24 protein-coding genes, 1 tRNA gene and 1 pseudogene are annotated in these 22,505 nt (G+C 59.9%); 14 read left to right on the forward strand and 12 right to left on the reverse strand.

The features are described from left to right. Positions 1–23 precede the first annotated feature (23 nt). The 4 genes from OOF89_RS10450 to OOF89_RS10465 form a co-directional block, all read right to left on the reverse strand. Positions 24–1,358 carry a dicarboxylate/amino acid:cation symporter gene (locus OOF89_RS10450; protein ID WP_266075858.1) on the reverse strand — a complete coding sequence of 445 codons (1,335 nt, stop codon included), beginning with the start codon at positions 1,356–1,358 and terminating at the stop codon, positions 24–26. A 430-nt stretch (positions 1,359–1,788) separates the two neighbouring features. After that, positions 1,789–3,501, reverse strand: a complete 1,713-nt coding sequence (ilvD, locus tag OOF89_RS10455) for a dihydroxy-acid dehydratase (protein ID WP_266075860.1) — start codon at positions 3,499–3,501, stop codon at positions 1,789–1,791. A gap of 67 nt (positions 3,502–3,568) precedes the next feature. After that, positions 3,569–3,700 (reverse strand): hypothetical protein, encoded by a 132-nt coding sequence (locus tag OOF89_RS10460; RefSeq protein WP_266075862.1) that lies wholly within the window; start codon positions 3,698–3,700, stop codon positions 3,569–3,571. 177 nt (positions 3,701–3,877) lie between these two features. Further along, complete coding sequence (locus tag OOF89_RS10465; RefSeq protein ID WP_266075864.1) at positions 3,878–4,765, reverse strand: sulfurtransferase; 888 nt, start codon at positions 4,763–4,765, stop codon at positions 3,878–3,880. Positions 4,766–4,875: 110 nt separating this feature from the next. Between OOF89_RS10465 and OOF89_RS10470 the strand changes: the two genes are divergently transcribed. The 3 genes and pseudogenes from OOF89_RS10470 to OOF89_RS24625 form a co-directional block, all read left to right on the forward strand. Next, complete coding sequence (locus OOF89_RS10470; RefSeq protein WP_266075866.1) at positions 4,876–5,142, forward strand: hypothetical protein; 267 nt, start codon at positions 4,876–4,878, stop codon at positions 5,140–5,142. Between the two features lie 238 nt (positions 5,143–5,380). Continuing rightward, positions 5,381–6,967, forward strand: coding sequence for a catalase (locus OOF89_RS10475; protein WP_303657560.1), 1,587 nt, complete (start codon positions 5,381–5,383; stop codon positions 6,965–6,967). A gap of 47 nt (positions 6,968–7,014) precedes the next feature. Next, positions 7,015–7,226: pseudogene (locus tag OOF89_RS24625) on the forward strand (alpha/beta hydrolase family protein); the annotation flags it as partial. A 1-nt stretch (position 7,227) separates the two neighbouring features. Here the strand turns inward: OOF89_RS24625 and OOF89_RS10480 are convergent. After that, on the reverse strand, positions 7,228–8,202 hold the full coding sequence (locus tag OOF89_RS10480; protein WP_266075868.1) for a WD40/YVTN/BNR-like repeat-containing protein: 975 nt from the start codon (positions 8,200–8,202) through the stop codon (positions 7,228–7,230). A 110-nt stretch (positions 8,203–8,312) separates the two neighbouring features. Between OOF89_RS10480 and OOF89_RS10485 the strand changes: the two genes are divergently transcribed. Together OOF89_RS10485 and OOF89_RS10490 are read left to right on the forward strand one after the other, a co-directional pair. Then, complete coding sequence (locus OOF89_RS10485; protein ID WP_266075870.1) at positions 8,313–8,960, forward strand: helix-turn-helix domain-containing protein; 648 nt, start codon at positions 8,313–8,315, stop codon at positions 8,958–8,960. Between the two features lie 73 nt (positions 8,961–9,033). Next, positions 9,034–9,288 carry a HalOD1 output domain-containing protein gene (locus OOF89_RS10490; RefSeq protein ID WP_266075871.1) on the forward strand — a complete coding sequence of 85 codons (255 nt, stop codon included), beginning with the start codon at positions 9,034–9,036 and terminating at the stop codon, positions 9,286–9,288. Positions 9,289–9,411: 123 nt separating this feature from the next. Here OOF89_RS10490 and OOF89_RS10495 read toward each other — a convergent pair whose 3' ends face one another. The 3 genes from OOF89_RS10495 to OOF89_RS10505 all read right to left on the reverse strand — a co-directional run bounded on the left by OOF89_RS10495 (position 9,412) and on the right by OOF89_RS10505 (position 11,545). Continuing rightward, the gene (locus OOF89_RS10495) at positions 9,412–9,600 is read right to left on the reverse strand and encodes a 30S ribosomal protein S17e (protein WP_266075872.1); all 189 of its coding nucleotides are present in this window, start codon (positions 9,598–9,600) and stop codon (positions 9,412–9,414) included. A 61-nt stretch (positions 9,601–9,661) separates the two neighbouring features. Continuing rightward, positions 9,662–10,195, reverse strand: a complete 534-nt coding sequence (gene msrA, locus OOF89_RS10500) for a peptide-methionine (S)-S-oxide reductase MsrA (protein ID WP_266075874.1) — start codon at positions 10,193–10,195, stop codon at positions 9,662–9,664. Between the two features lie 126 nt (positions 10,196–10,321). Beyond that, the gene (locus tag OOF89_RS10505) at positions 10,322–11,545 is read right to left on the reverse strand and encodes a polysaccharide deacetylase family protein (protein ID WP_266075876.1); all 1,224 of its coding nucleotides are present in this window, start codon (positions 11,543–11,545) and stop codon (positions 10,322–10,324) included. 221 nt (positions 11,546–11,766) lie between these two features. On the opposite strand from OOF89_RS10505, the gene OOF89_RS10510 reads away from it, so the two are divergent. After that, a complete protein-coding gene (locus OOF89_RS10510) occupies positions 11,767–12,789 on the forward strand; it encodes a transcription initiation factor IIB (protein ID WP_266075878.1) in 1,023 nt (340 codons plus the stop codon). Between the two features lie 15 nt (positions 12,790–12,804). Here the strand turns inward: OOF89_RS10510 and OOF89_RS10515 are convergent, their stop codons facing one another. Beyond that, entirely contained in the window at positions 12,805–14,301 is a 1,497-nt protein-coding gene (locus tag OOF89_RS10515) for an Hvo_1808 family surface protein (RefSeq protein ID WP_266075880.1), read from the reverse strand. A 220-nt stretch (positions 14,302–14,521) separates the two neighbouring features. Here OOF89_RS10515 and OOF89_RS10520 point away from each other — a divergent pair, with 220 nt between their 5' ends. From OOF89_RS10520 to OOF89_RS10535, 4 genes are read left to right on the forward strand one after another with little or no spacing between them, the layout of a single operon-like run. Then, positions 14,522–15,454, forward strand: coding sequence for a DUF4129 domain-containing protein (locus OOF89_RS10520; protein ID WP_266075882.1), 933 nt, complete (start codon positions 14,522–14,524; stop codon positions 15,452–15,454). Then, positions 15,451–16,020, forward strand: coding sequence for a DUF7269 family protein (locus OOF89_RS10525; protein WP_266075884.1), 570 nt, complete (start codon positions 15,451–15,453; stop codon positions 16,018–16,020). The genes OOF89_RS10520 and OOF89_RS10525 overlap by 4 nt, the downstream gene beginning before the upstream one ends. Next, entirely contained in the window at positions 16,017–17,288 is a 1,272-nt protein-coding gene (locus OOF89_RS10530) for a DUF58 domain-containing protein (protein WP_266075887.1), read from the forward strand. Before OOF89_RS10525 ends, OOF89_RS10530 begins: the two co-directional genes overlap by 4 nt. Next, on the forward strand, positions 17,285–17,899 hold the full coding sequence (locus OOF89_RS10535; RefSeq protein ID WP_266075889.1) for a DUF7519 family protein: 615 nt from the start codon (positions 17,285–17,287) through the stop codon (positions 17,897–17,899). The genes OOF89_RS10530 and OOF89_RS10535 overlap by 4 nt, the downstream gene beginning before the upstream one ends. 34 nt (positions 17,900–17,933) lie before the next feature. Here the strand turns inward: OOF89_RS10535 and OOF89_RS10540 are convergent, their stop codons facing one another. Next, the gene (locus OOF89_RS10540) at positions 17,934–18,884 is read right to left on the reverse strand and encodes an AAA family ATPase (protein ID WP_266075891.1); all 951 of its coding nucleotides are present in this window, start codon (positions 18,882–18,884) and stop codon (positions 17,934–17,936) included. A 102-nt stretch (positions 18,885–18,986) separates the two neighbouring features. On the opposite strand from OOF89_RS10540, the gene OOF89_RS10545 reads away from it, so the two are divergent. Beyond that, positions 18,987–19,071, forward strand: a tRNA-Ser gene (locus OOF89_RS10545). Positions 19,072–19,435: 364 nt separating this feature from the next. Here the strand turns inward: OOF89_RS10545 and OOF89_RS10550 are convergent. Beyond that, positions 19,436–19,834, reverse strand: coding sequence for a hypothetical protein (locus OOF89_RS10550; RefSeq protein ID WP_266075893.1), 399 nt, complete (start codon positions 19,832–19,834; stop codon positions 19,436–19,438). Positions 19,835–19,994: 160 nt separating this feature from the next. Between OOF89_RS10550 and OOF89_RS10555 the strand changes: the two genes are divergently transcribed. Together OOF89_RS10555 and OOF89_RS10560 are read left to right on the forward strand one after the other, a co-directional pair. Further along, a complete protein-coding gene (locus OOF89_RS10555) occupies positions 19,995–21,050 on the forward strand; it encodes a S66 family peptidase (protein WP_266075895.1) in 1,056 nt (351 codons plus the stop codon). A gap of 39 nt (positions 21,051–21,089) precedes the next feature. Next, positions 21,090–21,518: a CopG family ribbon-helix-helix protein gene (locus OOF89_RS10560; protein ID WP_266075897.1), complete on the forward strand. Its 429-nt coding sequence runs from the start codon at positions 21,090–21,092 to the stop codon at positions 21,516–21,518. A 12-nt stretch (positions 21,519–21,530) separates the two neighbouring features. Here the strand turns inward: OOF89_RS10560 and OOF89_RS10565 are convergent, their stop codons facing one another. Then, complete coding sequence (locus OOF89_RS10565; protein WP_266075899.1) at positions 21,531–21,878, reverse strand: DUF192 domain-containing protein; 348 nt, start codon at positions 21,876–21,878, stop codon at positions 21,531–21,533. 61 nt (positions 21,879–21,939) lie between these two features. On the opposite strand from OOF89_RS10565, the gene OOF89_RS10570 reads away from it, so the two are divergent. Further along, the gene (locus OOF89_RS10570) at positions 21,940–22,470 is read left to right on the forward strand and encodes a DUF7097 family protein (RefSeq protein ID WP_266075901.1); all 531 of its coding nucleotides are present in this window, start codon (positions 21,940–21,942) and stop codon (positions 22,468–22,470) included. Positions 22,471–22,505 lie beyond the last annotated feature (35 nt).

The raw sequence follows: 22,505 nt of genomic DNA on the forward strand, positions 1-22,505 counted from the left end.
AGGAAATCTGCATTCGTCGTTCGTCAGTCGTCGATCGTCGGGCTGCTCACTGCACCGCCGGAGTCCGTATCGGCGCCGGTCCAGACACCGGTCGAGAAGTCGATGGCGTCGTTCCACTTCGCCACGAGCGTCGTCACCGCGAGGTCGCCCGTGACGTTGTTCATCGTCCGCATTCGGTCGAGTAGCGGGTCGATACCCAGTACGAGGGCGATCGCCTGAATCGGGAGACCGACCTGCGTGAACACGACGGTCATCATGACGATGCTCGCTCCGGGGACGCCGGCCGTTCCGATGCTCGCGATAAGCGCCGTAACGAGGACGCTCAGTTGTTCCGCCATCGTCAGCGATTTGCCGACGACGTTCGCGGTGAAAATGGCGGCGATTCCGAGGTACATCGCCGTCCCGTCCATGTTGATGGTCGCGCCGAGCGGGAGCGAGAAGCTGTACACTTCTTGGTCGATTCCGAGGTTCTCGTCCGCGTTGGACATCGTTACGGGGAGCGTCCCGCTGGACGAACGAATGCTCAGCGCCGTCATCATCGCGTCTTTGCTCCCGCGGAGGAACGACATCGGGGACTGACCGACCAGACCGCTGATGATGAACAGCAGGTAGACGACAGAAATCTGGATGCCGATCGCGATGGCGAGCGTCGCGAACAGTTTGAACAGCGAAAAGATGGCCTCGACGCCGGTGTTGGCGAACAGCGCCGCCATCAGCGCGAAGACGCCGATGACGCCGTATTCCATGACGCCCCAGACGACTTTGAACATCACTTCGGCACCGGCTTCGACGACGTCGAAGATCGTCTCGACGCCGTTGTAGACGCTCGACCCTTCCTTGGCCTCGTCACGAACTACCGTCAGGCCGACGCCGAACGCCAACGCGAAGAAAATGACGCTGAGGATGTTCCCCTCCGCCATCGCACCGAACGGGTTCTCCGGAACGATGTTGAGGAAGACCTGTCCGAGACCCGGCGACTGCTTCGTCTCGACCGCGCTCTTTTTCAGAGCGTCTTCGAGCAAAAGACCGACGCCGGGGTCGATGACGTTGCTCACGACGAGACCGATTCCGATGGCGATCATCGTCGTGAAAAGATACAGAAGGATGACCTGTCCGCCGACTTTTCCGAGGTTTTTCGGCGAGAGGTTCCGCGCGGCCATGATGAGCGTGAAGACCACGATGGGGACGATGACCATCTTCAACAGTCGAACGAACAGGTCGCCGAGCGGTTGAAGGTTCGTCGCCGGTTCGCCGACGACGAGTCCCACGATAGAACCGAGAACGAATGCGGCCGCAATACGGTAGATAATAGGTACCGACCGATATCGTTGCCACGTTTGTGTTACACTACTCGTCATACAATACCAATGTACATCGACAACCATTCAAAAACACTTTCGGTTTTTCGCAGAATCTTGACCTAAACGACAGCATTATCGATTAAATTTGCATTTTTATATATTCCAGGTGATGATGGTAAATACGGATACTGGTAGACAATTTCGTCCAACCTCTCCGGTCGAATCGACTGTTCATTTCATGGACTTTCGAGTCGAAACTCCGTTGTGATAAATTGACACGGGGACGTTCACACGGACATGTTTATAAGTGCTGTCGTGGTCGGTCCCTCGGGCGCGTTTCGATTACAGAACGCCACACCGAACGGTTTGTGCCCCCGTAAATCAGGGGGACGTGCGCACCGGAGAGAACGAAACCGAACTTCGTACCGACCGAACAACGGCCGAACGTGGTATTGGGGCGTGCTTCGCGGCCGGAACGACCGCGCTATTACCGTTTCGCGCTCGGGTTCGTCACCGCGCCGTTCGCCGCCGACCCGAACGAAGCGCCGTATTTGGCGAGGACGCCGGAAGAGTACGGTGCCTCACCGGGTTCCCAATCATCCAACCGTGCCGATATTTCCTCGTCCGACAGAGCGACTTCGAGCGTCCGGTTCGGAATGTCTACTGTCACCTCGTCGCCGTCTTCGAGCACTGCAATCGGGCCGCCGTCACGGGCCTCCGGCGCAACGTGGCCGACCATCGGGCCGCGGGTTGCACCCGAGAACCGTCCGTCCGTGAGTAGCGCCACGTCGTCCTCGTGGCCCTGTCCGACGACTGCCGCGGTGACGCCGAGCATCTCGCGCATGCCGGGGCCGCCGCGGGGACCTTCGTTACGAATCGCGAGGACGTCACCCGATTCGATGTGCCCTTCTTGGACGTACTGCATTGCATCTTCCTCGTTCTCGAAGACGCGGGCAGGGCCAGTGTGATGGAATTTGTCGTCGCCGGTCACCTTCAGCACCGCGCCGTCCGGTGCGAGATTTCCGGTCAGAATCTTGATTGCGCCCTCCTCGTGGAACGGGTCGTCCGCGGACCGGATGAAGTCCACGTCTGCGTCCACATCCCCCGTGACGCCAAGATAGTCGAGTTCCTCCTCGATGGTTCGCCCCGTCACGGTCATGGCGTCACCGTGAATGTGTCCCGAATCGAGCAGTCGGCGGAGGACGGTCGGCACGCCGCCGATTTCGTGGAGGTCCTGCATGACCCGCGTGCCGCCGGGTTGGAGGTTGACGATTTTGGGCGTCCGGCACGAAATCTCGTCGAAGTCCTCGATTTCGAGGTCGATTCCGGCCTCCGCCGCCAGCGCGAGGAGGTGGAGCACCGCGTTGGTCGAACCGCCCATGGCGACCTGAATCGCGATGGCGTTCTCGAACGACTTTCGGGAGAGAACGTCCGAGGGCTTGCGGTCGTTTTCGATCGCGTCGAGGACGAGTTCGCCCGCGTTCTCCGCGACGTCGTAGCGCTCGTCCGACTCGGCGGGCGGACTTGCGGACCCGAGGGGAGCCAATCCGAGGGCTTCGCTAATCGAGGCCATCGTGTTCGCGGTGAACATCCCACCGCAGGACCCCGCACCGGGACAGGCGTCGTGTTCGAGTTCGATCAACTCCTCCTCGGTCATGTCGCCGTGGGCCACAGCCCCCACGCCTTCGAAAACGTTCTGGACGGTTACCTCGCGCCCCTCGTGCTCGCCGGGCAGGATGGAACCCCCGTAGAGGAAGACGCTCGGCAGGTCGGTTCTGATGGCGGCCATCATCATACCGGGAAGGTTCTTGTCACACCCCGCGACCGTCACGAGGGCGTCCATGCGCTCGCCGAACGCGACGAGTTCCACGCTGTCTGCGATGACTTCGCGCGAAATGAGACTCGCTTTCATCCCCTCGGTACCCATCGAAATCGCATCGGAAATGGTGATGGTGCCGAACTCGATGGGCATCCCGCCCGCCGAATCGACGCCTTCGATGGCTGCATCGGCTACGTCGTCTAGATGAACGTTACACGGCGTGATGTCGGCCGCGGGGTTCGCCACCCCGACCATCGGGGAGGAGAGGTCGTCGTCGTCGAACCCCATCGCCCGGAACATCGCTCGGTGTGGGGCGCGTTCCGGTCCCTCGGTGACTTCACGGCTTCGTAATCCGTCATCTTTCTCGCCACTGTTGCTCATGACTGTGGGTAAGGGTGGCGTGGGGGGTTAAAACCTCCCGATGCGACAGACCTTGCTGCCGAATCACCTACTCCAGCTCGGACAGAATATCGTCGGTAAGCGCTCGTGCCTGCTTGACATGCTCGTCGGCTTTCTCGCTCCCCGTCCCCTCGACGTGCGAGAGCAGTTCGTCGGCCTGCGAGACGCGCAGTTCGACCACGGATTCGGGTGCGTTCCTCGCATCGCCGACGACTGCCTCTGCTTCCCCGAGATACTGGCTCGGTCTGGTGGCGACCGGTAACGATGCGGTCGCTTCGAGGTGGTCGTACAGGTCAGTGACGAGTCGGTGAATATCGGTGATAGTTGTAGTTCGTGGGTGACTCCCTTCGGTTTGTCGCTACTCTCCCTCCCCGGTTTCGATCGGTGCACGGACCAGGTTTCCCCACTCGGTCCACGACCCATCGTAGTTACGCACGTCGTCGAATCCGAGCAGTTCGTGGAGTGCGAACCATTCTATCGACGAGCGTTCCCCCACTCGGCAGTAGGCGATGATCGACTCCTCACCGTCTACATCGTGGTCGGCGTAGAGCTCACGCAGTTCGTTGGCGGTCTTGAATCGTCCATCGTCCGCCAGCACTTCCGCCACCGGGACGTTGCTCGCGCCGGGGATGTGTCCGGCGCGCTGAGCCGTCTCTTTCAGTCCCTCCGGAGCGATGATTTCGCCCGTGAACTCCTCCGGCGACCGAACGTCAACGAGTGGGAGCCCGGACTCGATCGCTTTGTCAACCTCGTCCTTGTACGCCCGAATTCCTTCGAACGGGCCGCGGGCGTGGTACTCGACTGCGGGATGGTCGGGTTCTTCGTTCGTGAGTTCGTAGCTATTTTCCACCCAGTAATCCTTTCCACCGTTTAGCACGCGAGCATCCTCGTGGCCGTAGTATTTGAACTCCCAATAGGCGAACAGCGCGAACCAATTCGGAATCCAGCCGTCGCCGTAGAAGACGACGGTGGAGTCCTCACTGATTCCGGCCTCGCCGACCACCTGCTCGAAATCGTCTTTCTTCAGGATGTCGCGCTCCGTCGCGTCCGAGAGGTCTTCGTCCCACTGCATGCCGATCGCGCCGGGGATGTGACCTTCGTCGTAGCGCGACGGAAAATCGCTGTCGGGCGATTCGGGGCTGTTCACTTCCACGAGTCGATAGGCCGGGTCGTCGCTCTCGAACTCCTCGATGTGGTCTTCCACCCAGTCCGCCGAGACGAGTACGTCGTTTGCGTAGTCGGGCATCGAAGGGTGGACGACGGGGTGAACCAAAACGTTCGCGGCCGGATTTGCTTCTGCAAGTGTTGGTCGGCGGAGCCGATAGGACTACTTCCCCGACGAACGTCGGGTCGTGCATGGCTTTTCGCTCGATACGCGAGATGGCGTCGATCCTCGATGAGTCGCGGGATGCGATCCGGGAGGGTCGAATCGCCATCGAGGAGGCCAAATCGGAACTCGAAGCGCGGCACAGGGCGAGAAAGCGACGAATCGAACGCATCGAACGGGCAATCGAGTTGATTCGAACCGACGGGTTGGAGGCAGACCTACAACGTCTCGTTATGACGCTCACGCACCACGACGATTTCGACCACGAGGGTGGACACAGCGAACGGGGAATGTGACACGATCCGACGCGGCATCCATTGGATGGCCGAAGCGGCCAGTTCGAAACCTCTCCCGGTCCGCGGGATTGGCGTGCCGAGGTATCGAACGAACCCATGAGATGGCCAAACCATAAATAACATTTTCAAATAGAGAACTATTCGTAGTTTAAAGATAACCAACGGCACCAAAAATAAAATTTGGTCGATATACTTATTAAGAATACTTCGTATTATTTGCATACAGGAGACACAGTTAATGTCCGAGGACACACCGAAACACGGCATGGGTGAGCCCGATTACGAGAAAGCGGACGTCGAGAAAGAGACGCTCACGACGAACTCCGGGGAACCGGTCCCCGACAACCAGAACTCACGGAGCGCCGGTCCCGAGGGTCCCCTCCTCATGAAGGATTATCACTACTTCGAGAAGATGGCCCAGTTCAACCGGGAGGAAATTCCGGAGCGAATCGTCCACGCGAAGGGTGGTGGTGCGTTTGGTACGTTCACGGTCACGAACGACGAAATCAGCGAGTACACGATGGCCGATATGTTCGCCGAGAAGGGCAAGGAGACCGACCTCGTCGTCCGTTTCTCCACGGTTGCCGGTTCGCGCGGTGCGCCTGACACCGTCCGTGACCCCCGCGGATTTGCGGTGAAGTTCTATACCGAAGAAGGAAACTGGGACATGGTCGGTAACAACACGCCGGTCTTTTTCATCCGTGACCCCTCGAAGTTCCCGGACTTCATTCATACACAGAAGGAAGTGCCAGCGAACGGTCTGAACGACCCGACGCCACAGTGGGACTTCTGGTCGCTCTCCCCCGAGTCACTCCACCAGATCACGACGCTGTTCAGCGACCGGGGCATACCAGCCTCGTGGCGACACATGAACGGTTACTCCAGCCACACGCTCTCGCTCTACAACGACGAAGGCGAGCGCTACTGGGTGAAGTTCCACTTCAAGACCGACCAGGGTATCGAAAACCTCGACCCCGAGAAGGCAACGAAACTCGCCGGCGAGAACCCACACTACCACCGTGAGGACCTCTGGAAAGCTATCGAGGAGGGGAACTATCCGACGTGGACGCTCAAGGTCCAGATTATGCCCGAGGAGGAGGCAGCGGAGTACGACATCAACCCGTTCGACCTCACTCGCGTCTGGCCGCACGACGACTACCCGCTCATCGAAGTCGGGACGATGGAACTGAACGAGAACCCGGACAACTTCTTCCAGGACATCGAGGAGTCCGCATTCTCCCCCGCTCACGTCGTCCCCGGCATCGCGCACAGCCCGGACAAGATGCTCCAAGGACGAATCCCGTCCTACGACGACGCCCATCGATATCGCCTCGGCGTCAACTTCGAGGACATCCCCGTGAACAAACCGAAAAACACGGAGAAGGCGAACTACCACCAGAACGGCTTCATGCGTACGGACGGCAACAACGGCGGCGGCCCCAACTACGAGCCGAACAGCTTCGGGGGCCCCGTAGAGAGGCCGGAAGTCGAACAACCGCCACTCGACATCTCTGGCGAGGCCGACCGCTACGAGATGCAAGAGCGCATCGATAACTACAAACAACCCGGCGATATGTTCCGCGACGTCATGTCCGAGGAACAGCGCGAGCACCTCATGGACAACTTCGCGAACAGCATGGAACCCGTGGACGAAACCATCCAGAAACGCCAACTCGCTCACTTCTACAAGGCGGACCCCGACTGGGGACGTGGCGTCGCCGAGCGACTCGGCCTCGACATCGAGGATGCCGTCGATGACCGACTCCTCGAAACCGACGACGACGAGGTTGCGGAAGCCGACGTCGTCGCGGAACTACTGGACTAACGACGCGAAGCGCCGATTCGGCCCCAATTTCGTTTTCTACCTTCCGTCCCATCGAGTATACCGAAAACCTCAGCGAACCGCTGCTGATGGTTCACGGCATCAACGACCGCCGCGTGCCCATCTCACGGGCAAGATCGTTCCGCGACGCGCTCGAGACGGACGGTTTCGAGGAAGGCATGGAAGCACCGACATCGAACAGAAGATTCGGTCGTCCGAACTCGTCGTCGATTTCCTCGAGCGACGGGTTTCGACGGAGTGAGTCAGGGGAGCACAGCCAATCCGCGCGCCGTCTGTCGTTCGAACTCGGTCGGCCATTCGACGACCAACTCCTCCCACGTCGTCCCTCCATCCTCGGTTCGGAAGACACCACGGTTGTTGACGGCGTACAGTTCGTTGTCCGATTCATCGACGGCGAACACTGCCCGAGTGACACCATCACCCGTCGGGATACCGTCCAGTTGCTCCCACGGTTCGCCGTCCCGTTTTCGGTAGACGTAGGATTCGGCGGCGTCGGCGTTGTGCGCAGTTCGCGGACCGGTCGCACTTGAAACGAGGACGGTATCCGGGTCGTCGGGGACTACCGCAACGCTCCAGCAGTATCGATGATCGAGACCCTCCTGTGGATACGCCCACGTTTCGCCACCGTCCACGGACTCGGCGTAGCCGTCTCCGGCGGCGGTCCAAACGCGGTTCGGGGTCTCGGGATGCGTCGTTAACGAGTGGTTGTCCCGGCGAGCGTCGGGAACGCGGTCCTCCCACGTCGATCCTGCATCGTGGGTTTGAACGAGTGCACCGGCCTCGATGCCGACGTAGAGGTGTTCCGGGTCGTGTGGGTCCGGTTCTATCCATCGAACGTGGTGGGTGTGGGGCCGTGGCGGAAACGACCACTGTGGTTCGGACGGTAACTCCGTTAGCCCTTCTCGGTGTACCCACGATTCGCCACCGTCTTCGCTTCGATACACGCGACTCGGTTCCGTACCGACCCACACCGTCTCCGGGTCGGATGGGTCGATGGCGAGCGACATCACGGACTCCCGAATCGTTTCTCCCCCGACCGAGTGGAACGTTTCGCCTCCGTCGTCGCTTCGGAAGAGTCCGGCATCGAAAGTCCCACAATAGACGTGGTCGGTCGTTGCACTGACACACTCCAAATCGTGCCCCTCCAATCGAACGTCGGTCGTTCCCGTTCCGTCGGCGACGAGCAACCCGCCTCGCATCGCAGCGTACAGGTTCATACTGATGACTACGTGTTGGAGGGGCCTGAATCTAGGGCACGATATCGTATGCTATCTCGCCTCGAATATTTGTAGGAGCGTTTACACCGGTGCCACCCCTCTAATAAAACATGGTCGCAATCGCCGAGTTCGTCATCCCATCCGAAGACTTCGATATCGGCCGTGTTTTCGAGAACTTACCGGGTGTCTCGGTCGAATTCGAGCGAATCATTCCGATGCCGGACGTCGTCGTTCCGTTCGTTTGGGTTCGCGGCGTAAACGTGGAAGCCGTCGAGCAAGCGGCGAGTACACACGAGGCGATTCATACCATCCGGCTTGTAGACGAAATCGGAGACGACCGAACGCTGTTTCGGATCGAGTGGAGTCGGTCGGTCGAAAACACGTTAGCAACCCTCGTCGAAATGAACCTCACCATTCTGTCCGCTCATGGAACTGATTCGGAATGGCGATTCGAGTTCCGGGCGGAGACCCACGACGACATACGTGAATTCCTGGAATACTGCCGCGAACGGGACGTTCGGACGAAACTCGTCAGAATCCACCGAGTCGATGCTCCCGGATTCTCGGACAACTTCGGACTCTCCGAAGCACAGTACGAGGCGCTCGTTCTCGCCCACCAGTTCGGTTATTTCAACGACCCGCGCGAATCGTCGCTCGAAGACATCGCCCCGGTGTTGGACATCTCGCGACAGGCACTTGCCAGACGAATACGACGCGGACTGTACGTTCTTCTCGGGGAAACCATCGTGCGAGAGTAACACCGGTGTCGTTTCATTGCATAGTAAACGTACATGGCAAAGCCATCGTCATTCGAAGAGTACGTACTCACCAATGACTGAAACTGACGCCTCCAAGTCGTTTGACGGTCCCCAATCCGGGAGCCTCATCGTTATCGGGGAGTTGGCCGAGACGGTTGGCGTCGAACCGCACGAACTCCAACCGCCGCTGTACGACGTTATCGATCCCGAAATCCTCGACCGACTCGTTCGCCGGGATGGCGACGCCACGGATGCATCGGTATCGTTTACCTACCGTGAATTCACCGTCGTCGTTCGCTCCGATGGCTACGTCTCCGTCGAATCGTAGTTTGGCGACGCGTTCTACTTTCCCGGCTCTACCGCGCAAACGGCGTATGGATTACTGGCACCGCGTGAACAGCTTCGGGATACGGTTTCGCCGGTAATTCCCGATACGTTCGATCACTCCGGTCTACTGTGACGGTGCTCCATGATTCCTCGCGATGTATCCCGCGACGCGGTTACGAACGTCCTTCGATGTGATGTTCGTCAGCTTCGAGACGCTCTCTTTGTTCTGGTCGAAATCGTCGGTGAACGCCTCCGGATAGCGTTCCAACAGTATATCGCCCACTTTCTTTACGTACGCTGGTCGAACTGGCATCGGAAAGGGTCTCAACGGCGCAAAACAAAACCGTTCGGGTGGGAAACCGCGATGCGGGTCGCTACTGTTTTACCTTCTCGCCGAACTGCTCGCGAACCTTCCGTATTTTCGGCCCGGCGTTGATCGTGCAGTAGGCGTCGTTGGGATTCTTCTCGAAGTAGTCCTGATGGTACTCCTCGGCCTCGTAGAAGGTACCCAGCGGTTCGACTTCGGTGACGATGGGGTCGTCATACGCGTCGGCAGCTTCGAGTTGGTCGATGAACGTTTCGACGATCCCTTTCTGTTCGTCGTCGTGGTAGTAAACAGCGGAGCGATACTGTGTTCCCACGTCGGGACCCTGCTTGTTGAGCGTCGTCGGGTCGTGAATGGTGAAAAACACCTCCAACAGTTCGTCGTAGGTCACCGTCTCCGGGTCGTATTCGACCTGGATAACTTCGGTGTGGCCCGTCTCACCCGAGCACACTTCCTCGTAGGTTGGATTTTCGACCGACCCACCGGCGTAACCGGACGTAACCGATTCGACGCCGTCTAGCTCCTTAAACGCCGCTTCGGTGCACCAGAAACAACCGCCGCCGAGTGTCGCCTTTGCAGTCATAGCTACCTATTCGCGTCGGAGCTGTTAAGATTCTCCGGTGGCGGTCAGTTCTGTAACGTCTCGATACCGACAGAATCGGAAATGTCGTGTCCGCTGGCGATTTGAATGAAATGAACGGACGATCGGTTACTGATTCAATAGGTCGGACGCGGTCACGACCTCCACGTCCTGTTCGTCGACGTATTTCAGTAGCGCCTCGAAATCGCGTTCGCTGATGTCGTTCCCGACTTCGTGGAAGAGCGGAACGACGAGTTGACCGTACTCCGCGGCGTAATCGATAAACCGTTTCGTCTCCTCCACGTCCTTTCCGTTTACCCGGGAGACGATGGTGTCCTCCCGTTCGAGCGGCATCGCGTTCGGACTGCCGCCGAAGCTGAAGATCGTTTCGTAGTGTTTTCGCGCGAGGTCGAACGTCTCCGAACCGACGACGTTTTTCGGAACGAGCAGATGGCGTGCGCCGTCGTCGAACCCTCCGTCTTCGAGATAGTCCTTCGTTTTCGTCATCAACTGTTCCTGCTCGTCCGGCGAATAGTCGTTGAAGTAGTGCGCTTGGACGTTCGGATGGGCCGAGATATCCCATCCGGCCTCGGCCATCGTCGCCAGTTGGTCTTCGGTCAGGCGGTCGTCGCGGCCGATGCTTTTCGGAATGACGCCTTCAACGCCAGCGAATCCGTACTCCTGCATCAGTTCGTGGGCACGATAGTGGCTGGAGTGGCTATCGTCGAACGTGAACATGACGGAGCCGGTGTCCGGACCGGAGACGGTCCGAAGGTCGTCCACGAAGAATTCGATCGGATCAGTGGCGTTGGGATCAACCGGCCTCGCGACGATATGGAGTTTCTCCACGTTCGAGAGGTCGATGCCGTCGGCGACGTTCGTGACGCCGAAATTGATTCGAACCCAGCGATTTTTCGGGCCGAGAACCGTTCGTTTGAACGAGACAGCACTGTCGCTGTCGGGGGTATAGAGGTCGATGGCGATTTTGAAGAACTCGTGGCTGGTGACCTTGACCGCCATAGAAAAGTTCGTTCCACGCAGGTCGCTCCCGGAGACGGACCGGATGATGTGACCTTCTTTCGTCTTCTGACTCCCCACGACGTGTGCGCAGCGAGCGCCTTCGTATGCTTCCGTGGATTTCGTCAGTGTTCCCTGTCGTTCGACCGCTTGCCAATAGCTGAGGTCTTCGAAGTCGTCAGCGACTTTCACGGGCGCAGTCGATTTCCCTCGTTGTCGTGTTTCGTGCTCGTCGTCGCTCTTCGGAAGCGGTGCGTTCTCGGCTATCGAGGAACATCCCGCGAGACCGAGTGCACCGACGGTGGCGACGAACGTTCGTCGCGTCTGTCGTCTCATCTCTCTTGCCTCAATGGACGACCGGTATATTCTTATGAAGTGTTTAATATGAGCCTCATTTGTTGCTATAAAATACGGATTTGGTCCCTATAATTTGCTATGTGTTAGCTAGGCTTGCCATTTCAAGCGATATCTTTATATATTTTCCTACCTAACCTATCGTTAGTGAGCTCGCCCTCGGTTCCGTATTTCTACCGAGGGTGATTCCGCTTCATTCCATCATGAGTACGAACCTTACAAACACCGAACAGTCGGTCGTATCGAACACCAAACGAGAGCACGAAGAGGAACGAAAGGGTGCTACTGAGGCAGTGGACGTCTGTCCTGAGTGCGGTGGCAACCTCGTCTCCGACGAGGAACATGCAGAAACCGTCTGTGACGGTTGTGGCCTCGTCGTCGAAACCGACGCGATAGACCACGGCCCTGAGTGGCGTGCCTTCGACGCCAACGAACGGGATTCGAAATCACGCGTCGGTATGCCGACGACGAAGATGATGCACGACAACGGACTCTCGAGCAACATCGGATGGCAGGATAGGGACGCCTACGGACGAATGCTGAGTCCCACCCAGCGTGAAAAGATGCAGCGGCTCCGCACGTGGGACGAGCGATTCCGCACGCGAAACAGCAAGGAGCGCAACCTCAAGCAAGCCCTCGGCGAAATCGATCGGATGGCCTCCGCCCTCGGCCTCCCGGAAAACGTCCGTGAGATGGCGAGCGTCATCTACCGACGCGCGCTGAAAGAGGACCTCCTTCCTGGGCGTTCCATCGAGGGTGTCGCGAGTGCCAGCGTCTACGCCGCGGCGCGACAGGCGGGAGTCCCCCGAACGATGGACGAAGTAGCGACCGTCAGTCGAATCGACGAGATGGAGTTCAAGCGTACCTACCGGTACATCATCCGCGAACTCAGCCTCGAAGTCAAACCGGCGGACCCCGAACAGTACCTGAACCGCTTCGAGAGCGAGTTCGACCTCGAACCGGCGACGAAGCGACGCGCCCACGACCTCCTCAAAACGGCGAAGGAGGCCGGCATCACCAGCGGAAAATCACCCGTCGGACTCGCCGCCGCCGCACTGTACGCTGCCGCACTTCTCGAAGGAGAAGGAGTGACACAGGACGCCGTCAGTAGCGTCGCCGACGTGAGCACCGTCACGATTCGGAACCGGTATCACGACTTGTTGGCCGTCGCAGGCGAGACTGACGCACTCCCGGCCAGTGTCACTGCCGACGAGGCATCCGCCTAATCACGGACTGAACGGTCATCGTTTCGACTTGGAACGAATGGTTTCGGTGCCCGGCCGGACGTCGCGTAAATCCTCTTTCGTCGGGGCGTTTACTATCGTCACGGTCCGGCCGTTACGAACGATGCGGAAGGCATCAGCGAACGGACCGTTTTTGACGACCCACGTATCAGGAGCGACTTGCGTCGCGTTCTGTCCACGGAGGAGGTCACGGTAGGCGCCCTGAAACTCTGCAGCGTCCCGATTTGACTCCCACGCAGTTCGCCAGACGTAACCGCGCTTGTCGCCCTTGTGGTACGGCCAGATTCGGTCGTTCGACCACCCATCGGACGGCACGCTGGTGTAGTTGAACACGTCGAACTTGCCCGATTCCGGATTTTCGAACGACTGCCAGTCGATGACCGCATTGTCGTACGCACGCCCCTGATACCAAAACATGGTATAGATTCCGGTTTCACCGACCGTCTCCGACCCGTTTTCCCCTTTTTCGCCGTAGAGTTTCCACCCGTTTCGAGCCTGCCCGTCGAGTTTGAGGGGCGTCGGCGAACCGTTCTGTGCGTTCGGGTCGATGACCTGTGCGGAGGCCTTCGGTGGATTCCGGTACTGCCGTTTGACCGCCTTCCACCCGTTCGATTCGACATTGGACGCGACGTACGCAGGGCCGTCGGAGTACGGTTGGATAATGCTGACCTGCATGCCGAGGTTGAACTCCGGAAGTCGCCCGCCGCGATATGGCGTCTTCTCTTGTGGTGGCCCAGGCATCTCGACACAGCTCCACTCGTTTCCGCACCGATTCACGTATCGCGCCTCGACGTAGGCCGCTTCACCCTCGGTCAATCCGTCTCGCGCTCGCTGACCGTCCATCGTTTGGGCTTCGAACTGCGAGGACCCCAATCCGACGTGTTGGTCCTGTAGCGCGTGTGTGAGTTCGTGTACCAGCGTCGCGTTATCGATGACGAGGTTTCCGTCGGAGATGACGTAAATTTGACCATTACTGGGGATGTAGAATCCGGCGACGCGCTGTTGAAAGAGCTGCATCCGTTGGCGTGCCGAGTCGGATTTTTCACCCGTAACGAACAACGCCTCCCAGATCTGGTTCTCCCACGCGCGTTGGGATGGCGTATACTGGCTCCGCACTTGCGAGCGAACCATTCCCTCATACTGTTTTCGCGGCAGCGGTTCGACCTGTACGGGCCGTTTGAACTCCTGATTCCGGATGAATTCGACGCGAGCCATCGCTCGACCCACGTAGGCTTTCCGCTCGGCGTTCGTCAGACCGTCATCCTGATTTACCGCGATACTTTCGTTGTGCCAATAGCCGTTCTCCCAGCCGATTACGTCCGACCGAGGGTCTGGTCGTTGGTGGACTTTCACGGTGGTGTCCGCGTCGCTCCTAGTCGGAACGTCTGCTTCCGCGACGTTCGCATTCCCCCAGTCGTTACCGACGCCAGCCACCGCGATCACTGGCGCCGCACAGACGAGCAAAACGACGACGACCGCCCCCAGTCCTCGCATACTTGTGACACGGACGCGCGAAGCATAACGGTTTGCCGTTCGTTACCACGATACAGTGTTCGAATTTGGAGACCGTTGATCGTAGATTATTCTAGTGGCTGGAAATCGCGTTTTCGGACATCGGCCGCTCGATATCGTTTTCTACTATTATTTCACCGACATACATGAACTACTGAAAGAAGACAGAAAACCTAAGTTTTCAATCCCACTACTCGGTATCGTGGATAGTGACACTGCTCGCCCTGTCGCAATCGCCCTCCTCTGTGTGCTCGCCATCGCCCTCGCCGCCGCGACGCTGAACTCCGCGGTGACGACCGACGGGGGTGGTGGTTTCGGTGGGGGGTCGGGCTCCGCGTTCGGTCCCGGTGACGGTGATGGACCCGACCAAACGGAACCATCGTTCAGCGGCGGGTCGCGGGTTTCGTTCGATTTTCCGTGCTATCCGACCCTCGACACGCTTCCTGCTGCGTTGCTCCTCCTCGGTCTATTCGCCCTCGTCGTTGGAGTCGCCTATTGGCGAATTGGTGCTCTCGGAGCTCTCGCCGTCGTCGGTCCGATCGGTATCCCCCTGTTGATTCTCCACGCTCTCTTAACCGCATGTACATCGCTTTCGGGAGGGGGAAGTGGCTCCCCGACGAACCTGAGTAACCTCCCTTCCCCTCCCGCAGGCGGTTCGTTCGGAACCGGCGACGGTACGACGAGTGTCACGACTCCCTCCGTCGTTTTGTTCGTGGTCCTCGGCATCGCACTCGTAGGTGCACTCGCTCTGCTCGTGAAGAGCTCCAGCGGAACCGAACCCGAGACGACGGTCGCGGAACCGGACTCCGGAACGGAAGACATCGCCGCCGTCGGACGTGCGGCGGGTGAAGCGGCGGACAGAATCGAGTCCGATGCGAGCGTCGAGAACGAGGTGTACCGCGCGTGGCGCGAAATGACTTCCCACCTCGACGTTTCCGCCCCCGAATCGAGCACGCCGGGCGAGTTCGCGACGGCCGCTGTCGATGCCGGAATCGCTCGCGAAGACGTACGGGAACTGACGACCGTCTTCGAGGAAGTTCGGTACGGTGGCGAGGATGCGACCGGTGAGCGAGAACGACGGGCGGTGGCCTCGCTCCGGCGAATCGAACGGACCTACGCGGAGGACGACGAATGAAAGATCGGCCTCTGGTGACGATTGTCGGTGTCTTCGCAATCGGGTGGGGACTCGCCGTTGCCTTCGCCCCGGAACTCGCGTCGGTGTTCTCGACGGGGGCGATTTTCGTCAAACTGGTCGGCGTGCTGACGCTCGTTCAAGGGCTTCGCGTCGTACAGAGTCGACGAAAGCGTGACCTTGTCCAGGCGGAAACCGGCGACCCGGAGACGAACGTGACACTCCCCACGCCGGGTGCCGAGTTCGACGACCGCCTCAGCCAGGTCCACCACGGAACACGAACGAAACGATTTCGGACGCGAAAACAACTCCGGCGGAGCCTCGAAGCGTCGCTCGTCGAATCTATTACCCAACGGGAGGGTTGTTCGGAAGAACAGGCCCGAACGCGGTTGGAAGCCGGCGACTGGACGAACGACAGGGAGGCCGCCGCGTTCCTCGGCGGCCCATCAGCGCCGCGTCGGTCGTGGCGCGAATGGTTCCGCAAATCGCTCGGCGGGCAGACGGAGTTCCAGCGACGAGCACGTCGGACTGCCGACGCCGTCGCCGACTACGTGGAGGGAGACCGATGACCGTCCGCGAAACGAATCGATGGTACGGCGTGAGCGCGATCGCGCTTCTCGCCGCCGCTGTCGGCACGATCGTTGGAAGTCCGGTGACACTCCTCGCAGGCGTCGTCGGCGTCGCGTTCGCCGCGTACGCCCGGACTGCGACGCCCCCGACGACGGAGTTCGAACTGACGCGAACCGTCAGTGACCGAACCCCACACCCCGGCGACGACGTGCAGGTCGAGGTAACGGTCGAAAATACGGGGGCGAAAACCGTACCCGACCTTCGAATCGTGGATGGCGTGCCCGAAAGTCTTCGCGTGCTATCGGGCTCACCTCGCCTCGGAACCGCACTCCGTCCCGGCAGAAAAGCGGTGTTTTCCTACACGCTCGAGGCGGTTCGAGGAGAACACGGTTTCGACGCAACACAGGTGTTGGCCCGTGACTTCAGCGGAGCGGTCGAAATCGAGTTCGACCTGACCGACGAGACGACGATTACCTGCATGCCGAACCTCGAATCTACGGCGGAGGACGTTCCCCTCCGTGAACAGACGATTCGGCACACCGGCCGGATTGCGACCCGTAACGGCGGCACCGGCGTCGAATTCTTCGCCACTCGCGAGTACAGACCCGGCGACCCGCTTTCCCGCATCGACTGGAACAGGAAGGCGCGAACCGGCGAACTGACCACGGTCGAGTTTCGAGAGGAGCGAACCGCGACGGTCGTCCTGGTCGTGGACGTCCGTGAGAAGGCATACTTCACGAACGATGTGGATGACCCCGGGGCAGTGGAGCATTCCGTTCGTGCCGTCGGCGATGTGTTCTGTGCATTGCTCGACGGCGGCGACCGAGTCGGAATCGCGGCGTTCGGTCCCGAGGAGCGCTGGCTTTCGCCGGGAACGGGCGCGTATCATCGGGCGGAGGCCCGGGAGTTGCTTTCGAACGCGACGGCGTTCTCGCAGAAACCGCCGGAAGGAACGTTTTATTCCACGGTAAAACTACGCTGGCTCAGACGGCGACTACCGGCGGACGCGCAAGTGGTATTCTTCACCCCCTTCTGTGACGCCTTCGCACCGGAGGTGGTGCGGCGACTCGACGCCAGTGGACACGCTGTAACCGTTATCAGCCCCGATCCGACGAACGACACGACGACCGGACAGCGACTCGCGTGGGCGGAGCGCCAACGACGGATTCACTCGATCCGGGCGGCCGGTATCCCCGTCGTCGATTGGCATACCGATGATTCGCTCGGCGTAACCTTGGTCCACGCAAATCGGAGGTGGCGTCGATGAGCGGGATGGAGACGACCGTAGAGGGGGAGGCGACGGAGACGGACGTGAGCAGCGAAAAGACGACAGGGACGGATGCAACCGGGACGGGTTTCGAAAACGAATCGAAACCACGAACCACCGAAATCGACCGCTCACCCGCACGAACGAGCCAACTGCTGGCCATCATCGCGGCGTCCGTCGTTCTCGGAACGAGCGCCTTCTTCGGCGATGTCGGGTTGATCGGTGGCAGCCTCGGCTTCGTACTGGTCTCGTTCGGCGTCGTTCGCGGGTCGCGGGGGATCGTCACGACCGGGAGCTTCGTCCTCCTCGTCGGCGTGCTCGCTGGCGGCTTGGGAACCGCCCCGGCCGAACTGTTGATCCCTGGCACGATGGCGACGGTGTTGGCGTGGGATTTCGGCGAGCAAGCGATAAACGTCGGTGAGCAGCTGGGGCGGGAGGCGGACACGCAGACCCTCGAACTCATGCATGCCGCGGCCAGCACCGTCGTTGCGATTTCGGCAGGCGGCGTTGGCTACGGGATGTATATACTCGGAGGCGGCGGCCAACCGATGACCGCGCTGGTATTCCTGCTGATCGCCGCATTGGCGCTCACGTCCGCACTGCGGGCCTGAGCCGAACTAAACGAGGGAGAACGACTGTTCGACGCTACTCTACCGTCGGCACCGGTACGCTATCTAGCACTGACTCGATGATTTCGTCCTTGCGCGCGTTGTTCACCTTCGCGTCGGGAGTGAGAACGACGCGGTGGGCGAGAACGGGGTAGGCGACTCGCTTCACGTCGTCAGGGGTGACGAACTCGCGACCCTGCATAGCTGCACGGGCGCGGGTAGCCTCGAACAGGCGCTGGGTGCCACGGGGTGAGACGCCGACTTCGACCCGGCGGTCGTCGCGGGTTTCGCGGGCGATGGCGGCCATGTACTCGATGAGGTCCTCCTCGACGCGCACCGTCTCGGGGACGGACTGGAGGTCGGAGACGAGTTGATTGTTGAGCACGGTTTCCACGCTCGGACTTTGACTGTGCCGGTTGGCACGCCTGCGGAGGAGTTCGATTTCGCCGTCCAACTCGGGGTAACCGAGGCTGGTTTTGACGGCGAAGCGGTCCACCTGTGCCTCGGGGAGCGGGAAGGTCCCTTCCTGTTCGACGGGGTTCTGCGTGGCGATGACGAAGAACGGTTTCGGAAGTTCGCGTGTGTCGCCATCGACGGTGACTTGACGCTCTTCCATTGCTTCGAGGAGTGCGGCCTGCGTTTTCGGCGGTGCACGGTTGATCTCGTCCGCGAGGACGACGTTGGCGAAGATGGGGCCTTCGTTGAACTCGAACTCGCGGTCTTGCTCGTTGAACACGTGTGTCCCCGTCACGTCCGCCGGGAGGAGGTCAGGGGTAAATTGTACGCGACTAAAGGAGAGACCGAGCGCGGAGGCAAAACTCCGCGCGGTGAGGGTCTTTCCGGTACCGGGCGCGTCTTCGAGGAGGACGTGACCTTGTGCCATCACGCCGAGGAGGACCGTCTCGAGAAACTCGCGGTCGGCGATGACGGCGGTTCCAATCGCGTCGAGGACGGAATCGCTTTTCGCGTTCGCGTCTGTAACGTCCATGAAATATCACGCAACGGCCAGTGATTTTAATGTGGTGGTCAGTAGGGTTTGGATCCGGAAAATCGAAACCCATAAAGGGAATAGCGCGGTACTGTGAGATGAGCCGAGATAGCCTAGCCCGGCCAAGGCGGCAGATTCGAAATCTGCTGTCCTCACGGACACGGGAGTTCAAATCTCCCTCTCGGCGTTTCTCTCAGGAGCAATTCGGCGAGCACCGCGTAGCGTGTGCTCGCCACCACGCGACTGAGAGAACGGTCAGGGAATTTGAAGTAGACCAGACGCGGGCTCGCGGAGCGAGCGAGCAGGAACGTCTGGGCGTGGTTCAAATCTTTCCCTCTCGTCGTGTCGAATCTTCACGGGTGGTTAAGGAAAACAACTGCCTCGGCAAGCACTCATCGATGCTCCTGATGTGAAGGCGACTGGGGAAATCACGACTCCAACCATCGTAACTGCATCTCGTCTTCCCAAATCGACTCCTTCACTCGCTATCGCTCGTTTCAGTCGCCTCTCGCGAGTTTCTCGCGCGCCGAATACGGAAAGACAACCCAGATTCAGAACAACAACAGAAAGTTGTGAACACCCAAAAATCCGTACCACGCGCCAGCGGCGAGGTAGGTCGTCGTCCGAAACGCGGCGGGGTAGCCGTCAGGTGTCCAATCGTCGGGGAGGAGTCGCTTGATGACCAGACCGCTTTCTGCGAGGATGGCGACGCCGACGACGGCGAGGATGAGCGTGATGAGCGACCCGCCGACTCGGCCGAAACTCTCCATCAGCGTTCGGGTGAGCCAGACCGATTCGAACACGTCGTCGCGGAGGTGGAGAACGGTGACCGTGCTCACGGCGTCGAGCGTTTTTCCACCGATGAGCACCGCCAGCAACCACGCGCGCCTCGGGGCGAGCGTCGGCCACTCCCCAGTGGTCCCGTATCCTCCCACGGAGCGGTTTGACATGTATCCACTCACGATAGCGTCCGACTTTGTTATGGCTCAGTTAAGCGCGAAATAGGCACGCACTGCCGACCGTGTTCGGGGTTAACGGATCGTTAGAAGGGATACCTGCGCCTGCGTGGGTTGGAAAGCTACTTGGTTTACTTCGATAAAACCGTCATGAATGAACGATTTCGTCGTCCCTCCAGCGCTCGAACCGGGTGACAACGTCGCCATCGTCGCACCCGGGACCAGCCTCGCAGATCCGTTTCCACACGTGTACGAACTGGGCCTCGACCGTCTGGAATCGGTGTTCGGACTGAACCCCGTCGAATTCCCGACCGCGACGAAGTCACCTGAATGGCTGTACGACCACCCTGAAGCGCGAGCGCAGGACGTGATGGATGCGTTTTCCGACCCTGAAATTTCGGGTATCGTCACGGTCATCGGCGGGGCCGACCAAGTACGAATCCTCCCGCATCTCGATTCCACCGTCCTCCGCGAGAACCCGACGCGGTTTTTCGGAATCAGCGACAACACCAACCTTCATACCGCGCTCTGGAACGAGGGCATCGTCTCCTTCTACGGTGGTACCCTGTTCACCGAGTTCGCCATGCAGGGGTCGATGCACGACTACACCGTCGAATATTTGGAGCGTGCGATGTTCGAGGAATCGTTCGGGGAACTGCGCCCTGCCGAGAAGTTCACTGACGAGGATTTGGACTGGGCTGATCCGGCCAACCTCGACCGTCAGCGAGAGATGGAATCCAACTCGGGATGGCAGTGGCGCGGCGGAACGGAACGAGTTACGGGAAGAACGTGGGGCGGCAGTCTGGAGGTCATCGACCTTCAATTATCCGTCAACCGGTATCTTCCCGCCCCCGAGAAACTCGACGGCGCAGTCCTTCTGCTCGAGACTTCCGAAGAGCTACCGAGCGAACTCGACGTACGGTGGATACTCATGGGGATGGGTGAGCGAGGGCTACTCTCGCGGTTTTCGGCGGTGCTCGTCGGACGAGCGAAAGCACGGTCGATGGAAGCCGAGCGACCCGCCGCCGAACGAGACGCCTACCGCGAGCGTCAGCGCGAGGCGATTTCCGACCTCGTGGCGGAGTACACCCCCGACGCGCCGGTCGTCTTCGACCTCGATTTCGGCCACACTGCCCCCGTCGCGCCGGTTCCAATCGGCGGGATGGCGACGATCGACCCGGAGCGTGAGCAAATCGAGTTCGAATTTTGATAACAAGATTCTAATAGCGATTGCGGTCTCAGTTAATACATGACTGTCGTAAGCGTCTCCATGCCCGACGAACTGCTCAAGCGAATCGATCAGTTCGCGGATGAACACGGCTACACCGGCCGAAGCGAAGTCGTCCGCGAAGCGAGTCGGAACCTTCTCGGGGAGTTCGAGGACCGCCGACTCGAAGACCGAAAACTCATGGGCGTCGTCACTGTGATGTTCGATTACGAAACGACGAGCGTCGAAGAGCGGATGATGCAACTACGCCACGAACACGAGGGGTTGGTCGCGTCGAACTTTCACAACCACGTCGGTGACCACTACTGCATGGAACTGTTCGTCCTCGAAGGCGAACTCGAGGAGATTTCCGCCTTCGTCGGCAAGATTCGAGCGACACAGGACACGCTCACGGTGGATTACTCCGTAACGCCCGTCGATGGGTTCTCCCCGTTTGCCGAGACGAGTTAGTCGAACGTCCGGTTACTCCACCAAGCGAACCGAATCGCCGATGGTCACGTCCGATGCCGTTCCTGCCGGAAGTTCGAACAGGGTGTCGGCACTCGCTTTTGCCAATCCCGTCCACGCTGAAAGCTGCTCGACGTGCTGAACTTCTCCGTCGTGTGTCCACACGATGTCGAGCGGAAACGGAACGAACACCATATGGACGTCTCGTAGGGCGATGCCGTCGAACCGGAACGCGAGTGCATAATCGTCGGGAATCGACCGCCGAAACATCAGTCCACGGGCTTGTGAGAGAAACGAGTCCGCTGTATCGACGGTTGTTGCTAGCGTTCGTGGGTTTCCATCTGATTCGTGTACGACGCGCACACTGCACTCTCCTCAGGAAGGAGACAAAACTTTTGTGCGAAGGCACCGCCACGAACCGACTATGGAGAAAACCCCGTCGGGAACCGCCGTGGGCGTGGACGATCCGTACGACCACGTCGGACTGTGCGACCACCTCACCGACGAGGGGCGGTGCCGATACGCCTTCGACTATCCACAGCACGACCCGGAATTCGCGGCGGAACGTCGAGAGGAGGAGTTCGCCTGTCCAATAGTCGATCCCGAGGGGGATTGGAACTGGGACGACTGTCCACATTTCCGATGCCGAAACCGTGACCGACACTGTATCCGGTGTGGTCTCGAGGAGCGTCGGATGGCCCACTCGGACGAGCGACCGCTGCTCGAAGAACACCACCTCTCGTACGCGAGTGGCGGCGAAACGTTGAGCCACGAAATCACCGTCTACCTCTGTCGATGGTGCCACGCGAAGGTCCACAAATCCTGGGCCAGAATCGACGATGACGTGAACCCCGATCCGGAAGCCCTCGCGGAGGCGGAAGGTCGCCGGAGCAAGGAGCAGATCGAAACGGCGTTCGAGTCCGCGGCGGAACGTTACGACGATTCGACGGAGTAGAACACCCGTAGAGCTCCGAACTTCCAACGAAATAA

The sequence above is a fragment of the Haladaptatus caseinilyticus genome, from assembly GCF_026248685.1.
Classification (GTDB): Archaea; Halobacteriota; Halobacteria; order Halobacteriales; family Haladaptataceae; genus Haladaptatus; species Haladaptatus caseinilyticus.

Coding starts and splice junctions, on each gene's coding strand:
- OOF89_RS10450 (WP_266075858.1), bottom strand. CDS start 1,358: ATGACGAGTAGTGTAACACAAACGTGGCAACGATATCGGTCGGTACCT.
- ilvD (WP_266075860.1), bottom strand. CDS start 3,501: ATGAGCAACAGTGGCGAGAAAGATGACGGATTACGAAGCCGTGAAGTC.
- OOF89_RS10465 (WP_266075864.1), bottom strand. CDS start 4,765: ATGCCCGACTACGCAAACGACGTACTCGTCTCGGCGGACTGGGTGGAA.
- OOF89_RS10470 (WP_266075866.1), top strand. CDS start 4,876: ATGGCTTTTCGCTCGATACGCGAGATGGCGTCGATCCTCGATGAGTCG.
- OOF89_RS10475 (WP_303657560.1), top strand. CDS start 5,381: ATGTCCGAGGACACACCGAAACACGGCATGGGTGAGCCCGATTACGAG.
- OOF89_RS10480 (WP_266075868.1), bottom strand. CDS start 8,202: ATGAACCTGTACGCTGCGATGCGAGGCGGGTTGCTCGTCGCCGACGGA.
- OOF89_RS10485 (WP_266075870.1), top strand. CDS start 8,313: ATGGTCGCAATCGCCGAGTTCGTCATCCCATCCGAAGACTTCGATATC.
- OOF89_RS10490 (WP_266075871.1), top strand. CDS start 9,034: ATGACTGAAACTGACGCCTCCAAGTCGTTTGACGGTCCCCAATCCGGG.
- OOF89_RS10495 (WP_266075872.1), bottom strand. CDS start 9,600: ATGCCAGTTCGACCAGCGTACGTAAAGAAAGTGGGCGATATACTGTTG.
- msrA (WP_266075874.1), bottom strand. CDS start 10,195: ATGACTGCAAAGGCGACACTCGGCGGCGGTTGTTTCTGGTGCACCGAA.
- OOF89_RS10505 (WP_266075876.1), bottom strand. CDS start 11,545: ATGAGACGACAGACGCGACGAACGTTCGTCGCCACCGTCGGTGCACTC.
- OOF89_RS10510 (WP_266075878.1), top strand. CDS start 11,767: ATGAGTACGAACCTTACAAACACCGAACAGTCGGTCGTATCGAACACC.
- OOF89_RS10515 (WP_266075880.1), bottom strand. CDS start 14,301: ATGCGAGGACTGGGGGCGGTCGTCGTCGTTTTGCTCGTCTGTGCGGCG.
- OOF89_RS10525 (WP_266075884.1), top strand. CDS start 15,451: ATGAAAGATCGGCCTCTGGTGACGATTGTCGGTGTCTTCGCAATCGGG.
- OOF89_RS10530 (WP_266075887.1), top strand. CDS start 16,017: ATGACCGTCCGCGAAACGAATCGATGGTACGGCGTGAGCGCGATCGCG.
- OOF89_RS10535 (WP_266075889.1), top strand. CDS start 17,285: ATGAGCGGGATGGAGACGACCGTAGAGGGGGAGGCGACGGAGACGGAC.
- OOF89_RS10540 (WP_266075891.1), bottom strand. CDS start 18,884: ATGGACGTTACAGACGCGAACGCGAAAAGCGATTCCGTCCTCGACGCG.
- OOF89_RS10550 (WP_266075893.1), bottom strand. CDS start 19,834: ATGTCAAACCGCTCCGTGGGAGGATACGGGACCACTGGGGAGTGGCCG.
- OOF89_RS10555 (WP_266075895.1), top strand. CDS start 19,995: ATGAACGATTTCGTCGTCCCTCCAGCGCTCGAACCGGGTGACAACGTC.
- OOF89_RS10560 (WP_266075897.1), top strand. CDS start 21,090: ATGACTGTCGTAAGCGTCTCCATGCCCGACGAACTGCTCAAGCGAATC.
- OOF89_RS10570 (WP_266075901.1), top strand. CDS start 21,940: ATGGAGAAAACCCCGTCGGGAACCGCCGTGGGCGTGGACGATCCGTAC.